Source organism: Pedobacter sp. AC163, from assembly GCF_979258665.1.
Map to the genome: position 1 here is coordinate 3,939,790 of NZ_OZ409872.1, position 20,852 is coordinate 3,960,641.

21 protein-coding genes and 1 riboswitch are annotated in these 20,852 nt (G+C 39.2%); of the genes, 8 read left to right on the forward strand and 13 right to left on the reverse strand.

Annotated features, from left to right (window positions below; genetic code table 11):
• Nucleotides 1–31 precede the first annotated feature (31 nt).
• Both ACZZZK_RS17110 and ACZZZK_RS17115 read right to left on the reverse strand, forming a co-directional pair.
• Nucleotides 32–535 carry a hypothetical protein gene (locus tag ACZZZK_RS17110; protein WP_463485165.1) on the reverse strand — a complete coding sequence of 168 codons (504 nt, stop codon included), beginning with the start codon at nucleotides 533–535 and terminating at the stop codon, nucleotides 32–34.
• A complete protein-coding gene (locus ACZZZK_RS17115; RefSeq protein WP_463485166.1) occupies nucleotides 525–968 on the reverse strand; it encodes an RNA polymerase sigma factor in 444 nt (147 codons plus the stop codon). The genes ACZZZK_RS17110 and ACZZZK_RS17115 overlap by 11 nt, the downstream gene beginning before the upstream one ends.
• 193 nt (nucleotides 969–1,161) lie before the next feature.
• Between ACZZZK_RS17115 and xth the strand changes: the two genes are divergently transcribed.
• From xth to ACZZZK_RS17135, 4 genes are all read left to right on the forward strand, one after another.
• Nucleotides 1,162–1,944, forward strand: a complete 783-nt coding sequence (gene xth, locus ACZZZK_RS17120; protein WP_463485167.1) for an exodeoxyribonuclease III — start codon at nucleotides 1,162–1,164, stop codon at nucleotides 1,942–1,944.
• Between the two features lie 195 nt (nucleotides 1,945–2,139).
• Nucleotides 2,140–2,333, forward strand: a riboswitch (cobalamin riboswitch).
• A gap of 97 nt (nucleotides 2,334–2,430) precedes the next feature.
• The gene (locus ACZZZK_RS17125; protein WP_463485168.1) at nucleotides 2,431–4,464 is read left to right on the forward strand and encodes a TonB-dependent receptor plug domain-containing protein; all 2,034 of its coding nucleotides are present in this window, start codon (nucleotides 2,431–2,433) and stop codon (nucleotides 4,462–4,464) included.
• 6 nt (nucleotides 4,465–4,470) lie between these two features.
• A complete protein-coding gene (locus ACZZZK_RS17130; RefSeq protein ID WP_463485169.1) occupies nucleotides 4,471–5,580 on the forward strand; it encodes a YncE family protein in 1,110 nt (369 codons plus the stop codon).
• Nucleotides 5,581–5,601: 21 nt separating this feature from the next.
• Nucleotides 5,602–6,726, forward strand: coding sequence for a PKD domain-containing protein (locus ACZZZK_RS17135; protein ID WP_463485170.1), 1,125 nt, complete (start codon nucleotides 5,602–5,604; stop codon nucleotides 6,724–6,726).
• Between the two features lie 198 nt (nucleotides 6,727–6,924).
• Here ACZZZK_RS17135 and ACZZZK_RS17140 read toward each other — a convergent pair whose 3' ends face one another.
• The 5 genes from ACZZZK_RS17140 to ACZZZK_RS17160 all read right to left on the reverse strand — a co-directional run bounded on the left by ACZZZK_RS17140 (nucleotide 6,925) and on the right by ACZZZK_RS17160 (nucleotide 12,015).
• On the reverse strand, nucleotides 6,925–8,061 hold the full coding sequence (locus ACZZZK_RS17140; RefSeq protein ID WP_463485171.1) for a M42 family metallopeptidase: 1,137 nt from the start codon (nucleotides 8,059–8,061) through the stop codon (nucleotides 6,925–6,927).
• 136 nt (nucleotides 8,062–8,197) lie between these two features.
• Complete coding sequence (locus ACZZZK_RS17145) at nucleotides 8,198–8,611, reverse strand: GNAT family N-acetyltransferase (protein ID WP_463485172.1); 414 nt, start codon at nucleotides 8,609–8,611, stop codon at nucleotides 8,198–8,200.
• A 2-nt stretch (nucleotides 8,612–8,613) separates the two neighbouring features.
• Complete coding sequence (locus ACZZZK_RS17150) at nucleotides 8,614–9,198, reverse strand: hypothetical protein (RefSeq protein WP_463485173.1); 585 nt, start codon at nucleotides 9,196–9,198, stop codon at nucleotides 8,614–8,616.
• Between the two features lie 16 nt (nucleotides 9,199–9,214).
• On the reverse strand, nucleotides 9,215–10,378 hold the full coding sequence (locus ACZZZK_RS17155; RefSeq protein WP_463485174.1) for an MFS transporter: 1,164 nt from the start codon (nucleotides 10,376–10,378) through the stop codon (nucleotides 9,215–9,217).
• Between the two features lie 95 nt (nucleotides 10,379–10,473).
• Nucleotides 10,474–12,015 carry an acyl-CoA carboxylase subunit beta gene (locus tag ACZZZK_RS17160; protein WP_463485175.1) on the reverse strand — a complete coding sequence of 514 codons (1,542 nt, stop codon included), beginning with the start codon at nucleotides 12,013–12,015 and terminating at the stop codon, nucleotides 10,474–10,476.
• A gap of 418 nt (nucleotides 12,016–12,433) precedes the next feature.
• Between ACZZZK_RS17160 and ACZZZK_RS17165 the strand changes: the two genes are divergently transcribed.
• The 3 genes from ACZZZK_RS17165 to ACZZZK_RS17175 all read left to right on the forward strand — a co-directional run bounded on the left by ACZZZK_RS17165 (nucleotide 12,434) and on the right by ACZZZK_RS17175 (nucleotide 15,128).
• Nucleotides 12,434–12,736, forward strand: coding sequence for a hypothetical protein (locus ACZZZK_RS17165; protein WP_463485176.1), 303 nt, complete (start codon nucleotides 12,434–12,436; stop codon nucleotides 12,734–12,736).
• A gap of 125 nt (nucleotides 12,737–12,861) precedes the next feature.
• Nucleotides 12,862–14,466: a SulP family inorganic anion transporter gene (locus tag ACZZZK_RS17170; protein ID WP_463485177.1), complete on the forward strand. Its 1,605-nt coding sequence runs from the start codon at nucleotides 12,862–12,864 to the stop codon at nucleotides 14,464–14,466.
• Between the two features lie 5 nt (nucleotides 14,467–14,471).
• A complete protein-coding gene (locus tag ACZZZK_RS17175) occupies nucleotides 14,472–15,128 on the forward strand; it encodes a carbonic anhydrase (RefSeq protein ID WP_463485178.1) in 657 nt (218 codons plus the stop codon).
• Nucleotides 15,129–15,181: 53 nt separating this feature from the next.
• On the opposite strand, the gene ACZZZK_RS17180 is transcribed toward ACZZZK_RS17175, so the two are convergent.
• Nucleotides 15,182–15,442, reverse strand: a complete 261-nt coding sequence (locus ACZZZK_RS17180; RefSeq protein ID WP_463485179.1) for a hypothetical protein — start codon at nucleotides 15,440–15,442, stop codon at nucleotides 15,182–15,184.
• A 666-nt stretch (nucleotides 15,443–16,108) separates the two neighbouring features.
• Here ACZZZK_RS17180 and ACZZZK_RS17185 point away from each other — a divergent pair.
• Nucleotides 16,109–16,345, forward strand: a complete 237-nt coding sequence (locus ACZZZK_RS17185) for a hypothetical protein (RefSeq protein ID WP_463485180.1) — start codon at nucleotides 16,109–16,111, stop codon at nucleotides 16,343–16,345.
• Nucleotides 16,346–16,607: 262 nt separating this feature from the next.
• On the opposite strand, the gene pruA is transcribed toward ACZZZK_RS17185, so the two are convergent.
• The 5 genes from pruA to ACZZZK_RS17210 all read right to left on the reverse strand — a co-directional run bounded on the left by pruA (nucleotide 16,608) and on the right by ACZZZK_RS17210 (nucleotide 20,851).
• The gene (pruA, locus tag ACZZZK_RS17190) at nucleotides 16,608–18,242 is read right to left on the reverse strand and encodes an L-glutamate gamma-semialdehyde dehydrogenase (protein WP_463485181.1); all 1,635 of its coding nucleotides are present in this window, start codon (nucleotides 18,240–18,242) and stop codon (nucleotides 16,608–16,610) included.
• 98 nt (nucleotides 18,243–18,340) lie between these two features.
• Nucleotides 18,341–18,889 carry a 4'-phosphopantetheinyl transferase family protein gene (locus ACZZZK_RS17195; protein WP_463485182.1) on the reverse strand — a complete coding sequence of 183 codons (549 nt, stop codon included), beginning with the start codon at nucleotides 18,887–18,889 and terminating at the stop codon, nucleotides 18,341–18,343.
• A complete protein-coding gene (locus ACZZZK_RS17200) occupies nucleotides 18,879–19,139 on the reverse strand; it encodes an acyl carrier protein (protein WP_463485183.1) in 261 nt (86 codons plus the stop codon). The genes ACZZZK_RS17195 and ACZZZK_RS17200 overlap by 11 nt, the downstream gene beginning before the upstream one ends.
• Entirely contained in the window at nucleotides 19,132–20,412 is a 1,281-nt protein-coding gene (locus ACZZZK_RS17205) for a beta-ketoacyl-[acyl-carrier-protein] synthase family protein (RefSeq protein ID WP_463485184.1), read from the reverse strand. The genes ACZZZK_RS17200 and ACZZZK_RS17205 overlap by 8 nt, the downstream gene beginning before the upstream one ends.
• Nucleotides 20,405–20,851, reverse strand: coding sequence for a 3-hydroxyacyl-ACP dehydratase FabZ family protein (locus tag ACZZZK_RS17210; protein WP_463485185.1), 447 nt, complete (start codon nucleotides 20,849–20,851; stop codon nucleotides 20,405–20,407). The genes ACZZZK_RS17205 and ACZZZK_RS17210 overlap by 8 nt, the downstream gene beginning before the upstream one ends.
• Nucleotide 20,852: the final 1 nt, after the last annotated feature.

Below are 20,852 nucleotides of genomic sequence, written 5' to 3' on the forward strand. Positions count from 1 at the left end.
GTTTTAGGAAATAATATTTTATCACTATAGATTACTTAACAGTTTTGATTTGGTTAATCTCTAATTTCAAATCTTTAATCTGTTCTTGTGCCTGTCTGTTTTCGAGATAAAAGTAGATCGCGAATCCTAAAAATATCTTGCCCAAAACAAAAACAGCCGCAAAAACCCATCTCCAGGCTTTGCTGATGCGCATTTGGTTCGATTCGGACTCAACTTCTATATAGCGGTCTTGTTTTACTTTTTCTTGTTCCGCATGCTTAAACTTGCTTTCAGTTTCAGTGTATAGCTTTAAATTTTGCTCACGAAGTATAATCTCATTTACTTCTTGTTCGATTTTGGATAATGCATTGGCTGGAGGCGGAACAGCCATACTTTGCGCAAGGATTTCCATATCCATTTCTAACTTTGTTAACGCTTCGGCAAATTCTGGAAACTGTTTTTTTGCCCGCAAAACTTGCTGAATTTCATCGTCGGTGGCCACTCCCATAACATAGGTTTCCATTAGGCCGCTATCTATCAGTTGTTTAATTTCCACGAGCTTTCCTGATTTTATCTATTGATGATTTCAACTGGGTACGCAATATATTTTCACTCTTATTTAACAAATCTGCAAGTTGATTGATAGATTTTCCTTGATAATAAACCATTTGGAAAATATATTGCTCCTCCTCATCCAGCAGATTTAAATACTCATTATTCGTGTGATTACCGCTTAGTTTTTCATTATTTATAGAAGAAAATTCGGGCAATTTAAATCTTGCAAATTGCCTTAACTGCAACCAGGAAGTAGGCTGGCCATTTGTTTCCAATACAAATGCAGAGATAATTTTAACTAAAATTTCTTCTGATTTAAGATGATCTTGAACCGTACCTCTTATAAAACCTAAAAGCATTCCAGCATACTTATCATATAACTGATGAATATCCTTCTGGTTACCTTTTGGGATGTTTATTGCAACTTCAGACATTTACTAACGGGAGTGATTAAATATAATTGCAAGATAAGCGCAAAAATTACAAATGCTTTCAATAAATGAAAAATTAATCAGTTTTTCGTGATTTTTAGATGTTGTAAAGTCAAAACGACTTGAATTTTAATTTCGTTTTAACTTGTGGGGAAAAATTTGTTCATTAATTTAGCCTCACCAATTTTTTATAGCGATGAGAATAGCAACCTACAATGTAAACGGCGTAAATGGGCGCTTACCAGTTTTATTAAAATGGCTCGAAGAAACGAAGCCTGATGTAGTTTGTTTACAGGAATTAAAAGCGCCTGATGAGAAATTTCCCGAAAAGGCTATTCTCGAAGCCGGCTACAACGCTATCTGGCATGGACAAAAAAGCTGGAATGGGGTGGCTATTTTATCTCGTGGACATGAAATAAAGGAACTTAAACGCGGTTTGCCTGGTGATCCTGAAGATTTACACAGTAGATATATTGAAGCCATGATCAATGGGGTTGTGGTGGGTTGCTTGTATTTGCCAAATGGAAATCCTGCGCCTGGGCCAAAATTGGAATATAAATTGGCTTGGTTTGAACGGTTAACACTCCATGCAGCGAAACTTTTAGAATTTAATTTACCCGTAGTGCTTGCAGGAGATTACAATGTGATGCCGACTGAATTGGACGTTTATAAACCGGAACGATGGGTTGACGATGCGCTTTTCAGGCCGGAAGTGCGTGAAGCTTTCCATAACCTGGTAGCACAGGGTTGGACAGATGCCATTAGAAAGCTGTATCCCGAAGAAGTGATTTATACCTTTTTCGATTATTTCAGAAATGCCTACGGCCGTAACGCCGGTTTGCGCATTGATCATTTTCTTCTGAGTCCACAACTAGAAAGTAAACTTTTAAGCGCTGGAGTAGATAGGCATGTTCGGGGCTGGGAAAAAACAAGCGATCATTGCCCGGTATGGATCGAAATTAGTGATGTAGAACAATAAGCATCAGCAAAATAGCTTTGCGAATTTTTGAGCTTGTTAAAATTGATTAATTAACAAAGCTTAAAAGCTCAAATTTATGCTAGCATCAAATGCTAGTGCCTCGAGTAGGTGAGTTTCCACAACCGCAAGAAATATTTACTTTCTAAGAAATTTAAACAGCGGCTAAACTTTTCTAAAATCTTTTAAAAAATTGGCTACCTTTGCCATGCTTTTGGTTTCCGGTTAACACCCGGAATTAAAAGGGAATTTGGTGTAAATCCAAAACTGTCCCGCAGCTGTAAGCTCCATTAACGGATTTTCTATTCTTTAAGCCACTGCCCCGATTTCGAGGTGGGAAGGCAAGAAAACCGGGAGTAAGTCAGAAGACCTGCCTCTTGCAATATTTCATAGCTTTCGGGGATTGAAGCTAGAGATGAGGTACTTTCGGTATTCCGTATTTTCATTTCTTGTAATTCTGTTTGCTGTGGGGATTAAACTCACAACAAAATGTTTAGGTTTTTACATGCCTTTAATGGCATAAAATATTATCTTTTCCTATCGTTCATTTTCTGGACAGGCATTCTTATGCCTCAATCTGCCCTTGCCCAAACTGACTCATTAAAAGCAAATATTTTAAAAGAAGTCGAGATTAAGCATCAGCGAAAATTATTACAAAATATTTCGCCAACACCTTTGCAAATATTAAGCGGAACGGCATTAAAAAAATTAAATGCACTCTCTGTTGCTGATGCCATCAGATATTTTTCGGGGGTTCAACTAAAAGATTACGGTGGCATTGGCGGTTTAAAAACCATTAACGTTCGCAGCATGGGTAGCAACCATACAGCAGTTTTTTATGATGGGATACAATTAGGAAATGCACAAAACGGGCAGGTAGATTTGGGTAAATATTCGTTGGATAACCTCGAAGAAATTTCACTTTATAGCGGTCAGAAAAGTGAACTGCTAATGCCAGCAAAAGCATTCGCCTCTGCCAGTTCGCTTTATTTAAAAACGCAAAGCCCTGTATTCGATATTGGCCAACGCCGAAGTTTGAAGTTAAGTTTAAAGGGCGGCTCCTTTGGTTTATTCAATCCATCGGTTATTTTTCATCAACGTTTAACTGACCGTTTATCGCTAAGCCTAAACGCAGAATTGATTCATGCGGATGGAAAATACAAATATCTATACACCAACAGTGTTTATGATACTACAGTAGTAAGGCACAACGGTGATATTCTTGCTAAAAGATTTGAAGCAGCGCTGTTTGGCAATACCGCCGATAGCAGTAAATGGCAACTGAGGATTTATAATTACGATAGCGAGAGGGGTCTGCCCGGCGCTATTGTGGCCAATAAGTTTGATTTTAGCCAGCGCCAATGGGATGATAGTTTCTTTGTTCAATCTTCCTATCAAAGCAAGACAGATCAAAGATTTCAATTCTTGGCAAATGCAAAATATGCTTACGATTTTATCCGCTATCTCGATCCGGAAAGGGTTTCACTCTTTGGCGCTTTAGACAATCGTTATGCCCAGCAAGAAATATATTTATCGTTAGCCAATCAATATCAGATTCTTAAATTTTGGGATATTTCCTTATCAACCGATTACAGTTATCAGCAATTAGATGCCAATCTGGAAAACTTTGCCCATCCTAAAAGGCAGACTGCTTTAATCGCTCTTGCTTCAAAATTAAACTGGCAACGTTTGAGTATCCAAGGTAACGTGTTGGCAACGTTGGTTAATGATCAGGTGAAAACCAATTCCTCAGCTGGCGATAAAACAGAATATACACCGACAATGATGGCTTCGTGGCAGCCTTTTAAAAATAACGATTTCCGATTAAGGGCTTTTTACAAATCCATTTTTAGGATGCCAACCTTTAACGATTTGTACTACACGCTGATTGGGAACAGTAATTTAAGTCCAGAATATACCAAGCAATACGATTTAGGTTTCACTTATTCCAAATTCTTTGAGGCCGTAAAGCTCACTCAAATTTCTATCCAAACAGATATTTATTACAACACCGTACGCGATAAAATCATTGCCATTCCTACGCTTAGCCCCTTCAGGTGGAGCATGGTTAACCTGGGTAAAGTAGAAATCAAAGGTTTGGAAACCAACATCCAAAGCAACTGGAATTTTAATGGTTTCAATTTGAATACAAAATTTAATTATACCTATGAAAAGGCCATTGATATTACTGAGAATAGTACAGTTTACGGTCAGCAGATTCCTTACATCCCATTGAATAGTGGCGCTTTAATGCTGGGCTTAGACTATAAAAATATCAGTTTCAATTACAGTTATATCTACACTGGCGAACGTTATAGCCAAAAGGCAAACATCCCTGTAAACTATGTACAACCCTGGTACACGCATGATCTAGCTGTCAGGTTTGCCTTTGATTACGCAAAAGTCAATTATAGTATCGCTGCAGAAGTGAATAATGTATTTAATCAATATTACGATGTGGTACTCAATTATCCAATGCCTGGAAGAAATTTCAGGATCACACTCATCACGAAATTTAATTAACATAAAATGAAAAAATCGCTATCAATTAAAGTATTAACTGCACTTTGCTTCACTACAATTTTGTGGTCTTGCCGGAAAGATAAAGGCGTTACTCCTGAAGAACAAACTCAACTTCCCGGACAGGGAATTACAGCTGTAAATGGGCTATATGTTTTAAACGAAGGAAATTGGGGTTCGAATAAAGCCTCAATAGATTATTATGATTATACTACTGGCGTTTATAGAAAAAATATTTACGGACAAGTAAACCCATCTGCTACATTAGGGCTTGGTGATGTAGGGAATGACATTAAAATTTATGGTTCTAAGCTTTATGTAGTTGTAAATGGATCTGGAAAATTGGAAATCCTTGATGTTAAAACAGCAAAAAAACTAGCTCAGGTAGATATTTCGAACTGTAGATACCTTACATTTTATAAAAACAAAGCATATGTAACTGCTTACGAGGGTTTTGTTGCTGTTGTAGATACGGCAACTTATAAATTGGATGCTAAAATTACAGTAGGCCGTGAGCCAGAAGAAATGGCCGTTGTTGGCGATAGACTTTATGTAGCCAATTCTGGAGGTTATACCAGCAGCAATTACGAGCGAACCTTATCTGTCGTTGATCTGACAACCAATAAAGAAATTAAGCGCATTGATGTTGCCATCAACCTTCACCGTGTAAAAGCAGATCAATATGGTGATTTATATGTTACTTCCAGAGGAAATTATGGTGATATAAAATCGAATTTGTATGTGGTTGATACGAAGACGGAAGCGGTAAAAAAGAAGTTTGATATTGAAGCCAGCAATTTCGCAATTGACAAAGATTTTGCTTACATCATTAGCACCGCCTGGAGCAACGCAACCATGTCTAATGTAATTTCTTATTCAAAAATCAATGTAAAAGATGAAACCATTATTCCAGGCGGCTTCATTAGTGATGGCACTGATAAAGAAATTGTAATGCCTTATGGAATCGCGGTTGACCCCATCTCATCTGGCGTTTACATCACCGATGCAAAGGATTATGTTACGCCAGGAACTTTATATTCCATCGATAATAATGGTAAAAAGAAGTTTTCGGTATCCACAGGAGATATTCCTGCTCACCTGGTTTTCTACACTAAATAATTTAACAATCAATATATAATAATGAAAATTAACAATTACCTAGTTGCAGTATTACTGGTTGCAACCCTATTTTTCGGTTGCAAAAAAGATGCAGAAACTGCTCCTGATGGAAAAATGGGGATCACTGAAAATTCCCTCACTGGAAAAGTGAATGCGAAAACGGAATTATATGCAGTTTCAAATGACGGCAGAGGCTTCCAGCACGAATGGAAATTGGATGGAAAAGTGGTAAGTACCGCTTATAATTTCGCTTTTACGCCTACCACTTCTGGTACATATGTTATCGAATACAAAGGTTATAATGGGGCGGGCAGTTTTTCGCATACTTATACCATTAATGTTCCTGTACCTGTAATTGCAGTAACACCAACCAGTAGCAAATTTATCAGTAAAGTTTTCGAGTATGCGCCAGCACCTGGTCAGCACATTAACAATGCAAGTTTAGGCTCGCCAGAACAAGCACAAAAATTGATTGGGAGTATAAACAACATGGTTTCTTTGGGTGGTTTTGGCGGTTACATTGTTTTCGGCTTCGACCATTCTGTTGTTAACCAAAACGGGGCCGATTTGGCCATCTACGGAAATCCTTTTGGTCCACCGTATGCTTTTGCCGAGCCAGGTATTGTAATGGTAAGTCAGGATAAAAACGGCAATGGTTTACCAGATGATGAGTGGTTTGAACTGGCGGGGAGCGAATACGAAAAGGCAACTACTATTAAAAACTATGAAATTACTTACACTAACCCAAAAGCTGCTGCAAATGTAGCCTGGACAGATAACCAAGGAAATAGTGGTGTGGTAAATAACAGTGCTAAACGCATTAATTTTTATCCTTTGTTTGCTTCCAATCAAGATAAGATTACGTTCAAAGGAACATTATTGCCGTCAACGCTCAGTACTTCGGGTATTGTAACCAATGCTGCGTTCGATTTGGGATACACCGATAGCTATTCAACTGGCGATGATTATAAAACCAAATTGTACAATAGTTTCGATATTGCCTGGGCGGTTGATGGCGCAGGTAAAAAGGTTAGCTTAAGTACAATTGATTTTGTTAAAGTTTACACCGCACAGAATGTAAATGCTGGCATTTTGGGTGAAATATCTACCGATGTCAAGGGCGCAACCGACCTAAATATCAAATAATTTTTTACGTTTCTCACTAATGACAAAGCGCTGCTTATGGAAACATTTGTAGCGCTTTTGTTTTGAAGAACCTACGGCCTCCGAAAGGTTGTTAACAGTCGTCGAAAGGCTTGTCGAAATTACAATGATGTATTTCGACAAGCTCAATGAGACTAAAATTTGAAAAGGTTGGTCAGCTAGTCTGCTTTTCCTCAATTTTTATTTAAATTCTCTAAAATCCTGACCGTCTTTAATGTTCAACAAGCTTTCGTAAATTAAGCTAATCACATTATCAACATCTTCTTTGTGCACCATTTCTACTGTGGTATGCATGTAGCGTAAAGGCAAAGATATTAAAGCCGAAGGAACCCCACCGTTTGAGTAAGCAAATGCATCGGTATCCGTTCCCGTTGAGCGTGAAGAAGCCTGGCGTTGGAATGGAATTTCGTTTTTCTCAGCCGTTTTGATTAGTAATTTATTCAAATTGGTTTGAACTGCCGGAGCGTAAGAAACCACCGGACCTTTACCTGCTGATAAATCGCCTTGCGTATTCTTGTTGATCATTGGCGTGGTTGTATCATGGGTTACATCAGTTACAATGGCCACATTTGGTTTAATGCGTTGCGCAATCATTTCTGCTCCACGTAAGCCTATTTCTTCCTGTACAGAGTTTACAATGTATAAACCGAAAGGTAGTTTTATCTTGTTCTCTTTCAATAAACGGGCAACTTCGGCAATCATAAAACCACCAACACGGTTATCTAAAGCACGGCCAACGTAATAGCGATCGTTTAATACCATAAATTCATCTTCGTAGGTGATTACGCAGCCTACATGGATGCCCAATTTTTCTACCTCTTCTTTTGTAGTGCAACCGCAATCCAGAAAAATATTTTTCAATTCTGGCGCCTGTTCCTTTTCGCCATGACGCGTATGGATAGCTGGCCAGCCGAAAACTGCTTTAACCAGGCCTTTCTCCGTATGGATATTCACACGTTTCGATGGTGCAATTTGATGGTCAGAGCCACCATTACGGATAACATAAATTAAACCATCACTGGTGATGTAGTTTACATACCATGAAATTTCATCGGCATGCGCTTCTATTACCACTTTGTAAGGAGCTTTCGGGTTAATTACACCGACTGCAGTTCCGTAATTATCTACAAAATGCTCATCAATGTATGGTTTTAAATAGTTTAGCCATAATTTTTGGCCTTCCCATTCGTAACCTGTTGGAGCAGGATTGTTAATGTATTCTTCTAAAAATTGTAACGACTTTTTGGTTACAACAGTTACATGTTTTTTCTTATCCTCCGTTTTTGGCAGGTTAGCGTCTTCTTTTTTCTTAGCCATATTTATTTATGATGTTAGATTCACGATTTTGGATTTGCAGGTAGCAGACCCAGTCATCAATCAGATTATATTTATGATTTTAGCTTTACAAATTCCAATAGGCAAGGTGTTAAATCGTCATTCGTCAATCTACAATCTAAAATTCTTTCTCCATTACTACGAAATCATAACCATCTTTGAAAAATGTTTTGTCGGTTTCACGGAATCCAAATTTATAATAAAATTCCTTAGCATTTACCCTTGCATTGCACCAGAGCTTGCTCGCTTTCTGAATTTTACAAAAATCCAAGATATATTCCATTAGTTGCGATCCATAACCGGATTTTTGTGCTTCGTTTAAAATAGCGAGTTTTCTAAATTGGTAAACATCGCCATCATGAAATAATGAAACCACGCCGGTTAATTTGTGATCAGCGTATAAGCCAAAGTGAAGTCCATCAAAATCCTCTGGAAGTTTTACAGCCTCAAAAGGAAGTTCTGGATACATCACTTCATGACGGATGCGCCAGGTAAGCGAAGGGAATATTTGTTCGATTTGGATTAGGGACATGATTATAGTAAATAACTGAAGCCAATTCTGGCCAATATAGAAAACCGGCTACGATCAAAGTCTGTTTGAAACGATGGTCCGATTGCCAATTCTATGTTTGTGTTTTTTAATGTGTTTTTCTGAAGACCCCAAAGAGGAGAAATAGAATGGATATAATTTGTTGTATATCTTTGATTTATTAAAATGGGTGCTATTAAATTATATTCTATTCCCAAATAGCTTGCACTATTGGTTGTTGTTTTCTTTTTTAAATTTTCTTTTTCTGATAAGTTAAAATAGTTTCTGAATCCTAAACCGAGTACTGGAGCAAAATTGATAGCATAATCTATTCGAATTACATCACTATCATTGCTCGGTTGCTCCGGATAAAAAGGTACAACACTTTCAATTGCTGCACTAAAATATAAGCTTGATTGTTTTGATATTTTCTGTTCGCGTTCTAGGCCTATCCCCAGCAGATAGAGCTTAAATTTATTTAGGGATGTCACGGTCGGTGATTCATTTGCTTTTTCTTGTGCAATGGTCTTAGTATAGCAGATGCTAAATGAAATGATGAAAAGTAGCGGAGCAGTGAATTTAAATTTCATAAAGTGTGATAGCGGTTTAGATCGATTGTTGTTTTCTGCCGTAGAATAGATAAATCAAAATGTTAATGATGATAATTGCCGTCATGCCGTAGCAAAACATAACCCAGCCGCCTTGTGCCCAAAGCCATAAGCCTAATGCCGAACCACAACTGGCGCCAATAAAACTAACCGACATAAAAATCGTATTTAAGCGATTTCTCGCCTCGGGTATGAGGGTGTAAATTCGGGTTTGGTTGGTTACGTGAATGGCTTGCTGACCGATATCGATGAGTACAATGCCAATCACAAAAAGGTATAAGTGGTTGCCAGTGAAGTAAAATAAAGCTACACTGATGAGTTGTAGGATAAACCCGATCATTAAATTTTTCCGAGGATTGTTGCCATCGCTTAGCTTCCCTACAAGCGGCGCAGCTAAAGCACCAGCAGCACCGGCAATGCCAAACAAACCAATTTGCAAGGTTTGAAAATTAAATGGGGGATTGGCTAAAAACAAAACCATGGTTGTCCAGAAAGCACTTATAATAGCAAAGGCCAAAAAGTTGATAATGGAAGTTTCGCGGAGCACAGGTTGAGATTTAATATAGCCAAACATCGAGCTCATTAATTGCTTGTAACTTCCCTTAAAAGCCGGAAAGCTTTGAGGAAAACGTTTCGCCATTAAGGCAATAAGCAATAAGCAAATGGCTGCAGCAATATAATAAACCGCCCTCCAGCCAAGCCAGAAACCAATACTTCCGCTTACAGCCCGAGAGGCCAAAATACCTACCAGCAAACCGCTCATAATCATGCCAATGTTGGCGCCACGATTTTCATCGGTGCTCAGGTTGGCGGCTAAAGGCAGTATTAATTGAGGTACAATGGAGGAGATGCCAATAAGCAGCGAGGCGATTTCCAATAAGAAAAAAGAATGTGAAACGGCTGCTGTTAACAGCGCCAAAATAGCCATAGCTGTTATAATCAAAATCTGCTTTTTGCGCTCAAACATATCGCCAAGCGGCACAAGTAAAAACAAACCAAAAGCATAACCAATCTGAGTGATGTAGGTAATTCTGCCTGCGTAAGTTTCGGTTAATTTAAACTCTTCTGCAATTAAAATAACTAATGGTTGGCAATAATAAATATTGGCGACAATGAGGCCGGTGCAGAAGGCCATGAGGAGGATGTCTATGCGTTTTAGCATCTAAAGGAAAAATTTAAAGTAAAGAGTTAAAAGTTGAAAGTGCGGGGGACGACGGTAGCTAAAGGTTAATGTTTGCTCTTTTATCTTTACTCCTTTTACAAAGGTATATTTCCATGTTTTTTACGAGGACTGTTAACCACTTTATTTTCCAACATTTTAAAAGCTTTAATTAGTTTTATCCGGGTTTGAGAAGGTTCGATAACTTCATCAATAAAGCCACGTTCGGCGGCACGGTAAGGGTTGGCAAAAATATCCGAATACAGTTTTTCTTTTTCCAGCCATTTCTCCTGAGGATTTTCTGCAGTAGTAATTTCCTTTTTAAAGATAATTTCTGCAGCTCCTTTCGCACCCATTACCGCAATTTCAGCACTTGGCCACGCATAGTTCATATCAGCGCCAATGTGCTTGCTGTTCATCACATCGTAAGCACCGCCATAAGCTTTCCTGGTAATTACAGTAATTCGTGGCACAGTAGCCTCGCTAAAAGCATAAAGCAATTTTGCGCCGTTGGTAATAATGCCGTTCCATTCCTGATCGGTTCCTGGTAAAAAACCTGGAACATCTTCAAAAACCAGTAGAGGAATATTAAAACAATCGCAGAAACGAACAAAACGAGCCGCTTTAGTTGAAGAATTGCTATCTAAAACGCCTGCCAGATAAGCAGGTTGATTGGCTACAATACCAATGCTCCTTCCAGCCAAACGGGCAAAACCAACCACAATATTTTCAGCAAAGTCTTTATGAACTTCCAGAAAACTATTTGCGTCAGTAACCTCTGCAATAATTTCGCGAATGTCATAAGGTTGAGATGCATTTTGAGGCATAAAAGTATCTAACGCAGTTCTGCTTTCGTCGCTACTTTCGTAATGAAGTTGAGTGGGTATTTCCTCGCAATTTTGAGGCATATAACTTAGAAGTTGCTTAACATGGTTAATGGCTTCAATTTCATTGGCGCAGGCAAAATGTGTCACACCCGATTTTGTGGCATGTGTAGTTGCTCCACCCAATTCCTCCGAGGTTACTTCTTCATGCGTTACCGTCTTCACTACATTTGGCCCGGTTACAAACATGTAGGAAGTGTTCTCTACCATCAAAATGAAATCGGTAATGGCAGGCGAATATACCGCACCTCCGGCACATGGCCCCATAATAGCAGAAAGCTGCGGGATAACACCCGAGGCCTGAACATTTTTATAAAAGATATCAGCATAACCGCCTAAAGAAACTACTCCTTCTTGAATTCGGGCACCTCCGCTGTCGTTTAAGCCAATTAAAGGTGAACCATTTTTCATGGCCAAATCCATTAACTTGCAAATTTTTTCTGCATGCGTTTCAGAAAGCGATCCTCCAAAAACAGTAAAATCTTGAGAGAACACATAGGTAAGCCTGCCGTTAATGGTTCCATAGCCGGTGACTACACCATCTCCCAGAAATTTTTCGCGTTCCATCCCGAAATCCGTACTGCGATGGGTAACGAGCATACCAATTTCTTCAAAACTACCTTCATCCATTAAAAAGTGAATGCGTTCCCGGGCCGTAAGTTTACCTTTTTTATGTTGGCTATCTATTCGAGCCTGGCCGCCACCAAGCTTTGCCTGGTTAATTTTATCTTGAAGTAATGCTATTTTCTTATCCATTGCTGATAATATGTGGATTTAAAATTAAAAATTAACAACGGTAATGCAAGCTTAAGTGGAGAAGTTTGTAAGAGAGGGGTCTTCATCTTTCCACTTATAGTTTAATGTCTATAAAACGAAAACTGATGGGACTTTTAATTCTATGCATAATTATAGCGTAAGTAATCCATACATAAAGCGCTCCTTGAACCTGGAAATTTAATTAAAGGCTTGTTAGCTTGATGCTTTAAAACTATTTTACTAAATTGAATATCAGAAGAATACGGGTTTAATTAGCGAATAAATTGTCGTATTACAAATATTTTACAACCCATTGTGCTGAAAAACCAATTATCCGTTTATTTTTGCAAACAACATTAGAATAAGATTAGAAAAAATGTTTTTGAGAAAATACAAATACACAATCGTTGCAGCATTTATGCTAATCTTCTCCGCGAAGATGGCTATTTCTGGTGCGCCTGTGTTTTGTTCCAGTATCGATAAGGAAATTATGAACGCTGTAATCATGCAAATCGAGTTAGAGCATGAAGGCGGTAAAGACTCCGCCAAAGACACTGCAAAATTCTCCGATTTCAAGCTTATCGAGCTAAACCATCCCATCTTTTCTTACGAGTTCTCTTCCAGTCATTTCTTTTTGAAGAGCAGTTTTATTGAGCATTTCAAGCGGTATGTAGACCCATATCACCCTACAGTTCCAACACCGCCACCAAATTTTATCTAGTTTTTTCTTTTTGGGATAGGTTTAATATGCAAACATGTTTAAGCTGCTGAGCAAATACTCAACAGGTTCAACAACACCTTTCCCCGCGATTTATTCGTTAAAATTTACTAGATAATTATATCGTTATGCAAAAGTTTAACCCGGCCTTTTCAGGTTCGGACGTGAAGAAATATTTTCTTGCCAAGAATTTAAAGAAAGATCTTCCATCAAGTATTGTTGTTTTTTTGGTGGCATTGCCACTTTGTTTAGGTATTGCACTAGCTTCGGGTGCACCGTTATTTGCCGGCCTTATTACCGGTATAATCGGAGGGATTGTTGTTGCTTCTGTAAGTGGATCTCAGCTCAGTGTAAGCGGACCAGCCGCGGGTTTAACCGTAATCGTTTTTGGAGCCATCACATCTTTGGGCCCATATCCAACATTCCTGTTAGCCGTTGTGCTCGCTGGTGTTTTCCAGTTAATTTTAGGATTAATAAAGGCAGGTACCATCGGCAATTATTTTCCTTCAAGTGTTATCGAAGGAATGCTGGCCGCTATCGGTTTAATTTTAATTTTAAAACAGCTTCCGCATGCCTTAGGTGTTGATACCGATTTCAGTGGTGATGAAGGTTTTTTTCAGCAAGACCACGAAAATACATTTTCAGCTATATCAGCAGCAATCAGTCATTTTAGTCTCGCTGCGGTTGCCATCAGTTTATTGTCCATTGCGATACTAATCATCTGGCCGAAAATAAGGCAATTGGCCATTGTACCTGCACCGTTAATTGTAGTAATAATCGGCGTAATCGGAACGATGATTTTTGCAGGTACTGCGTATCCGTTAAGGGCCGATCAGATGGTTAAAATTCCAGTGATAGATGGTTTCAACGGATTTTTAGGGTTGTTTACCATGCCCGATTTTAATCAGCTAGGCAACAAAAATGTTTACATTGTGGCACTAACCATTGCGGTGGTAGCCAGTTTGGAAACGCTGCTGAGTATAGAGGCGGTAGATAAAATTGACCCCATTAAACGTGTATCCCCAACAAACAGAGAGTTAATTGCTCAGGGAATTGGCAATATTACCAGCGGTATGGTTGGTGGTTTACCAATGACTTCCGTAATAGTGAGAAGTTCTGCAAACGTAAACTCTGGTGGTAGAACTAAAATGTCGGCAATTTTTCATGGCATTTGGCTGCTGCTTTCATTGCTGTTTATTCCGAAAATTATTAATATGATTCCCCTGTCATGTCTGGCGGCAATTTTATTGGTAACGGGTTATAAACTCACCAGAATCGGGTTATTTAAACACATGTACCACAAAGGTTGGGACCAGTTTGTGCCTTTCGTAGTTACGGTTGTAGCGGTATTGTTTACCGATTTGCTAAAGGGCGTTGCGATAGGCATGTTGGTGTCGATCTTTTATCTGTTGCGTACAAACATGCGTAATCCTTACTTCTACAGAATTACCAACGAAGGCGATAAAAAGAACATCAGAATTAAACTGGCAGAAGAAGTTTCTTTCTTAAATAAAGCAGCGATACAAGTAGTTTTAACGAATATACCTCGCGAAACAAATGTAATAATCGATGGTTCAAACGCCAGGTACATCGACCCGGATGTATTGGAAACCATTTTCAATTACAAGCATAATGCCTATACCAAGGGTATTATTGTAACATTAGAGAACGTACAGAAACATTATACTGTACCGAAATTAACCAATAAAGTAGTAGAGGATATTAATAAATAACAGCCATGTGCGCAAAAACAATAGAGACAGAAAACATCAGTTACGAAACCCTTTTGCAAGGAAACAGAGATTGGGTAAAGGATAAGATTGATAGTGATCCGAATTTCTTCGATAAACTATCTGAAGGCCAGAACCCACCTGTATTATGGATTGGTTGTTCAGACAGTCGGGTTCCGGCAAACCAGATTACAAATACCAAACCAGGCGACATTTTTGTACATAGAAACATTGCCAATGTAGTGGTACATACCGATATGAATATGCTTTCGGTACTGGATTATTCAGTAAATGTTTTAAAAGTAAAACACGTAATTGTTTGTGGTCATTACGGTTGCGGTGGGGTAAAGGCCGCCTTGGGCAATAAACAAGTAGGGATTATTGATAACTGGTTGCGAAACATTCGCGATGTTTATCGTACCCATGAGCGTGAAATGGCAACCATTAAAGATCCCGATCAACGTTTTGATCGGTTGGTAGAATTGAACGCCATTGAAGGGGCATCAAATATTATGAATACTTCCATTGTACAGGCTGCCTGGGCCAACGGTCAGGATTTAGCGGTACATGCATGGGTTTACAGCCTTAAAACAGGCATCATTAAAGATATGAAAGTTACTTGTAGCTGCCTTGATGATGTTACGCCTGCGTTTAAGGTGGGTTAAAAACACATGCCGATAGTATAATTAGTTTTAAAAGCCCTGGTAAAACCGGGGCTTTATTTTTCTTCGGTATTTGGCATATTGCCAGCTTCTCCTTTATTGCCTTTTTCTGCATCTGCACGTGCCTCTTCCGATCCAAAATCACCTCTTCCGAAATCTCTTCCTAAGTGCCCTGCATCAGATTTTATCTTGTTTTTATCGCTCTGCTCATCACTACGATGGCGTGGAACTTGTTGATCGGGCATATTAGATCTCTCTGCTGAATTATCAATATTTTTATCTCCTAAATTCGAGTTTTTTTCTTCCTGATTTTCCATGGTATTTTTATTTATCTATAGAACAGTTAAACCCTGTGATAGTTTTGCGGGATTTGGAAATGAATGTTTCGCACTTTGTGGATACTGTTGCCCCGCCATTCGCTCCAATCTTTTTGTTTGCAAAGTTACTAACTCTAAATATGCACGTGCAAATTAGAGTTAGTAACTTTAAACAGCAACAAAAAGGATTTTCGCTATTGTCGGGTTTAAAAATTAAAAAAAGTGGCTTTTACACCTTGCAGCCCTAAATAGTTGCGAAACATTTTGTAAGTAAACGACATTGCAGCGAAATGTTTTTTTGTTGCAGCAACTCTGGATATGCTGTCATGCTGAGGAACGAAGTATCTGCAACCGCTGAGACAGATGTTTTGTTCCTACCATTAACATTTTTAACTTTCCATCTTTGCCTGCGGCAGGCAGGCAATTACGACCACATTTTCTGCTACTTGTTAGCTCTACAAACCATGAACGGCTTCTATAAACGGTCGTCATCCTCAGCTTGCCTGGGGATCTTATTCTTATTTCCTTTACAGCGCTTTAAGATTCCCGCCTACGCGGGAATGACGAGGTGGCTGTACGCTAATGCTTGCTGGTTCCAAATCATGAAAGATTTTTATAAATGGCCGTCATCTTAAGCTTCCCATAATGGTCGGTGTCTCACCGACCATGAACAGCCGTCATCCTACCGTTGACATTTTTAACTTTCCACGCCTGCCTGCCGCAGGCAGGCAGGCAGGCGATACTAATTTTATCGGGAGAGCTCCCGAGGAATGCCTTTGGCACAATCTCATTTGTGGTATTATTTTATTAAAGGAGATTGCTTCGTGCGTCGCCTGCCAGCCGCAGGCAGGCAATGACGACCGCTCTTCTCCTCATTATATTGATTTTTATGAAATAAATTAACCCTCAGTAAGATAGATGTTTGCAAAGTTACTAACTCTAAATATGCATGTGCAAATTAGAGTTAGTAACTTTAAACAGCAACAAAGAGGATTTTCGCTATTGTCGGGTTTAAAAATTAACAAACTGTACCTTTTATAAAAACCCGACTGTCGTTAAAGTTTCGCCTGCCTTTGCTTTCTAAATCCTTTTAAAAAGAAAAACCCCTGATTGCTCAGGGGTTTTAAAATATATTAATGCTTAGACAAGCCCAGCATGAAAAATATTAATCTTCAGCTAAGAACGGATAACGATAATCAGTTGGCGATTCGAAAACTTCTTTAATGGTGCGTGGAGAAACCCAACGTAATAAATTAATCATCGATCCCGCTTTATCATTAGTGCCTGAACCTCTGGCGCCACCAAATGGCTGCTGACCAACAACAGCTCCGGTACATTTATCATTGATGTAAAAGTTACCAGCCGAATTGCGTAAAGCATGACTTGCCTTATCAATCGCATAGCGATCTTGTGCAATTAATGCACCTGTTAAAGCGTATGGCGAGGTTGTATCAATCACTTCCAAAATGGAATCAAAATCTTGGTCAGCATATACGTAAACTGTTAAAACAGGACCGAACAACTCTTCACACATGGTGGTGTATTTCGGGTCGTCGACCACTAAAACGGTTGGCTCAACAAAATAACCTTTGCTCTTATCATAATTACCGCCGGCAATAATTTCTACGCCTGTATCTTTCTTCGCTTGATCAATGTATTTAGCCAACTTATCAAAAGAGCGTTCATCAATAACGGCGTTAATGAAGTTGGTAAAATCTTCGGTTCCACCCATTTTAAACGATGCGATATCGCGAAGCATTTGTTCTTTAATTTCTGGCCAAAGGCTTTCAGCAATATAAACACGACTTGCAGCCGAACATTTTTGCCCTTGATATTCGAAAGCGCCACGAACAATGGCTGTGCTTGCGATGTCAGTTTGTGCAGAAGGATGAACTAGGATGAAATCTTTTCCACCGGTTTCGCCCACAATACGAGGATAAGATTTGTACTTATGGATGTTGGTTCCAATCGTTTTCCAGATTTCCTGGAACACTTTTGTAGAACCAGTAAAGTGAATACCCGCAAAATCAGGATGATTAAAAATCACCTCGCCTGTTTCTGGTCCGTCGGCGTAAACTAAATTCACAACGCCATCGGGTAAGCCAGCCTCACGGAAAATTTCCATTAAAAGGTTAGCCGCATAAACTTGTGTATCGGCAGGTTTCCAAACCACAACATTTCCCATCATCGCTGCCGAGGCAGGTAAATTTGCCGCAATAGCGGTGAAGTTGAAAGGTGTTAAAGCAAAAACGAAACCTTCAAGTGGGCGTTGTTCCACTCTATTCCAGCTTCCACGAGGCGAAACCGGAGGTTGTTGTTTGTAAATATCAGCCATGTAGCTTACGTTAAAACGTAAGAAATCAATCAGCTCACAAGCGGCATCAATTTCTGCCTGATAAGCATTTTTGCTTTGACCTAACATCGTCGCAGCGTTTAGCTTATAACGGTATTTGCCCGCAATTAAATCAGCAGCTTTTAAAAATATTGCTGCTCTATGTTCCCAAGAAAGGTTTTCCCAATCTTGTTTTGCAGCCAAAGCTGCATCAATTGCTTGTGTAATGTGTGTTTTATCGCCAATGCTAAATTGGGCTAAAATATGTTGATGATCATGTGGTGGAACAACTTTACCTTTTTTATCGGTATGAACTTGTTTGCCGCCAATGTACATCGGAATGTCTTGTTGGTGTGAGCGAGCCTCGGCAAGCGCTTCCTTTAGAAGTACGCGTTCTTTACTGCCTGGGCCATAATTTAATATAGGTTCGTTTACCGGAGTGGGTACGTTAAAAAATCCTTTAAGCATATTTTATTTTTTATGATTTAAACAAAGATAAGGCTTTTTGAGGGATGCAATTCTATTATTCTGTAAAGAAAATAGGGGATTATTCCCGTTTTAGACTGTCAAACTTTTAAAAAAGCGATGCATAAATACCGGCCATCATGGCTAATCGAAGCCATGTGTTTTTGCTGTGTTTTTTTATCTACTACCTCGGGGAGTTGGTTTCTGTCTTTTTGTAATGAACAGTTGGTGGAGTGTGCAAAAGCAACTGAATATGCTGCATCGTTTTGATGATGATGGACAGATAAATGATCCAGCATCAACGTGCCAGAATAAGCGAGTGTATGAACATAATTTTTGCTTATTTCGGTTTTTGTAAAAAAAGATTGACCATTTCGTTTTACCACGCCATTCGCACGATTATTGCAAGAACTGAAAAGTGCACATTCGAAAGCCTTTGGATTAAAAAGCCTTTCGGAAGTTAACCGGTTATAACACTTATAGGCTGCCTCTTTCATGCTCCATAATAGCCACACCATTGTACCTTCGCTTCTGGAACTTTTTATAAGTTGTAGCTCACTGGCGGAAAAAATTTTATTGAGGTAACCTTTTCTCCGCCAATTGTAGTGAAGCTTTGCAAACTTCAGATCTACAATATCATTACCCAGCATTATCCTGACTTTTATTCTCAATAATATCTACTGTGGCTTTAACTGTCAGCATTTTTGCCATTGAATCGTTATCTATTTCGATATTAAACCGATCTTCAATATCAAGCACAATATCAACCAGGTTGGCAGAATTTATTTTTAGATCTTTTAAAAAATCAGTTTCATCATCAATGCTTTGCAAAGCGATAGTTTCTTCGCTGTATGGTTTAATGATATTTTTAAGTTCTGCAATAATTTCTTCTTTACTCATAATTGTATTTCTTAAGGATGATACATGCATTTACATCGCCAAAACCGAAACTTGCCTTGGCCAGGTAATTAAATTGTTTGTTAATCAACTGCTGTGGAATTCGAGATTCGTCGATTAAATCAGCTATGGACGGATTTAAATCTTCGCAGTTAACGTTTGGAAAGATAAAGCCTTCGCTTAACTGGAGCACAGAAGCTACGGTTTCTATGCTTCCGGCTGCGCTAATACAATGGCCAACCAAACCTTTAAGTGAATTAATATAGGGAAATTTATCTTTGGATGTATTTAGGGCAGCTTTCCAATTTTCAATCTCCAGCGCATCTTTAGTGGTAGCAGTTAAATGCCCGTTTATCACCTCTATTTCATCAGCCCGAATGCCAGCATTATCAATAGCTTTTTTGATGCATCTTTGTACGGCAACCGGGTTTGGCGCAGTCATGGTGCCTAGGCCACGTTGGCCGCCAGAGTTTAAATCGCCTCCTAAAACTTCAGCGTAAATTGGTGCTTTACGTAACAATGCGCTTTCAAGGGACTCCAGTACGAGTGCACCAGCGCCACTTCCAGGCACAAATCCGCTGGCAGTTGCGCTCATTGGCCGGCTACCTTTTTCCGGCTCAGCATTGTGTTTGTAGTTGCAAACTTTCATGGCATCAAAGCCACCCCAAATGTAAGGGCCGCTATCACTGGTGCTTCCTGCAAGCATCCGTTTTGCTCTTCCCGATTTAATTCGATCATAAGCCAGTAAAATACTTTCCACACCAGTTGCGCAGGCAGATGAATTGGTGCTCACCTGGTTACCCAGGCCAATTTTGCCTGCAATAAATGCACTTACGCCACTAGCCATCGTTTGCACCACTACAGAACTACCAAGCTTTCGTATTTCCATATCATCGATTTTGTTAATAGCCCATCGAAATTTATCGATCCCGGAGGTGCCGGTGCCAAAAACGGTTCCGCTATCCCAATCTGGTTCATTGGTGTCGCTAAGCTTCAGGCCGGCATTTTCCCATGCATCTAAAGCCGCAATTACACCGTAAACTATGCCGGTACTGTTAAGGTTTCTTAATTCGAGTGGACTGAAATATTGTGCAATTCTATTTTCTGTAATTGGAGGTTTGCCTGCTATTTGGCATGAAAATCCCAAGGCTTCTAAATCGCTTTGATGTGTAATGCCGGAGATGCCGTTTTTAAGCGCATGCACAAAATTGGGGATGTTGGTAGCGTTCGGAGCACAAACACCTAAGCCTGTTATCACTACTCTGTTGTTATCCATTACCCTGTTGAATTAGCATGCCTGCAATAGTTCCTTTACACAATATTTCGCCGATCGAATTTTTCATCACAACCTTGCAGCTTAGTTTATTAAACCTGAAGTATATTTTTTCACTCGTTACCCAAACTTTCTCTCCCGGATAAACAGGTTTCAGAAATTCTATTGAGTTAGAAGTCATAGCAAAAGCCGGTTTGGCGTTAGCCTCCTGATCTTTTAACAAATAAATTCCAAAACAAACCAAGCCAATCTGTGCCATCGTTTCCGTTAATATTACCCCTGGCGTAACTGGATTATTTTCAAAGTGGCTCTCATAAAAGACCAAATCCCTTTTGAATAAATAAGTGCCGGTAATTCCATTTTCGTCGAATTTTAATATTTCATCAACGAAAAGGAAATCTTTCCCATAGGGCATTTTTGCAAGTATTTCCGTCGCGGTCATA

Coding starts and splice junctions, on each gene's coding strand:
- ACZZZK_RS17115 (WP_463485166.1), bottom strand. CDS start 968: ATGTCTGAAGTTGCAATAAACATCCCAAAAGGTAACCAGAAGGATATT.
- xth (WP_463485167.1), top strand. CDS start 1,162: ATGAGAATAGCAACCTACAATGTAAACGGCGTAAATGGGCGCTTACCA.
- ACZZZK_RS17125 (WP_463485168.1), top strand. CDS start 2,431: ATGTTTAGGTTTTTACATGCCTTTAATGGCATAAAATATTATCTTTTC.
- ACZZZK_RS17130 (WP_463485169.1), top strand. CDS start 4,471: ATGAAAAAATCGCTATCAATTAAAGTATTAACTGCACTTTGCTTCACT.
- ACZZZK_RS17135 (WP_463485170.1), top strand. CDS start 5,602: ATGAAAATTAACAATTACCTAGTTGCAGTATTACTGGTTGCAACCCTA.
- ACZZZK_RS17140 (WP_463485171.1), bottom strand. CDS start 8,061: ATGGCTAAGAAAAAAGAAGACGCTAACCTGCCAAAAACGGAGGATAAG.
- ACZZZK_RS17145 (WP_463485172.1), bottom strand. CDS start 8,611: ATGTCCCTAATCCAAATCGAACAAATATTCCCTTCGCTTACCTGGCGC.
- ACZZZK_RS17150 (WP_463485173.1), bottom strand. CDS start 9,198: ATGAAATTTAAATTCACTGCTCCGCTACTTTTCATCATTTCATTTAGC.
- ACZZZK_RS17155 (WP_463485174.1), bottom strand. CDS start 10,378: ATGCTAAAACGCATAGACATCCTCCTCATGGCCTTCTGCACCGGCCTC.
- ACZZZK_RS17160 (WP_463485175.1), bottom strand. CDS start 12,015: ATGGATAAGAAAATAGCATTACTTCAAGATAAAATTAACCAGGCAAAG.
- ACZZZK_RS17165 (WP_463485176.1), top strand. CDS start 12,434: ATGCTAATCTTCTCCGCGAAGATGGCTATTTCTGGTGCGCCTGTGTTT.
- ACZZZK_RS17170 (WP_463485177.1), top strand. CDS start 12,862: ATGCAAAAGTTTAACCCGGCCTTTTCAGGTTCGGACGTGAAGAAATAT.
- ACZZZK_RS17175 (WP_463485178.1), top strand. CDS start 14,472: ATGTGCGCAAAAACAATAGAGACAGAAAACATCAGTTACGAAACCCTT.
- ACZZZK_RS17180 (WP_463485179.1), bottom strand. CDS start 15,442: ATGGAAAATCAGGAAGAAAAAAACTCGAATTTAGGAGATAAAAATATT.
- ACZZZK_RS17185 (WP_463485180.1), top strand. CDS start 16,109: ATGAACAGCCGTCATCCTACCGTTGACATTTTTAACTTTCCACGCCTG.
- pruA (WP_463485181.1), bottom strand. CDS start 18,242: ATGCTTAAAGGATTTTTTAACGTACCCACTCCGGTAAACGAACCTATA.
- ACZZZK_RS17195 (WP_463485182.1), bottom strand. CDS start 18,889: ATGCTGGGTAATGATATTGTAGATCTGAAGTTTGCAAAGCTTCACTAC.
- ACZZZK_RS17200 (WP_463485183.1), bottom strand. CDS start 19,139: ATGAGTAAAGAAGAAATTATTGCAGAACTTAAAAATATCATTAAACCA.
- ACZZZK_RS17205 (WP_463485184.1), bottom strand. CDS start 20,412: ATGGATAACAACAGAGTAGTGATAACAGGCTTAGGTGTTTGTGCTCCG.
- ACZZZK_RS17210 (WP_463485185.1), bottom strand. CDS start 20,851: ATGACCGCGACGGAAATACTTGCAAAAATGCCCTATGGGAAAGATTTC.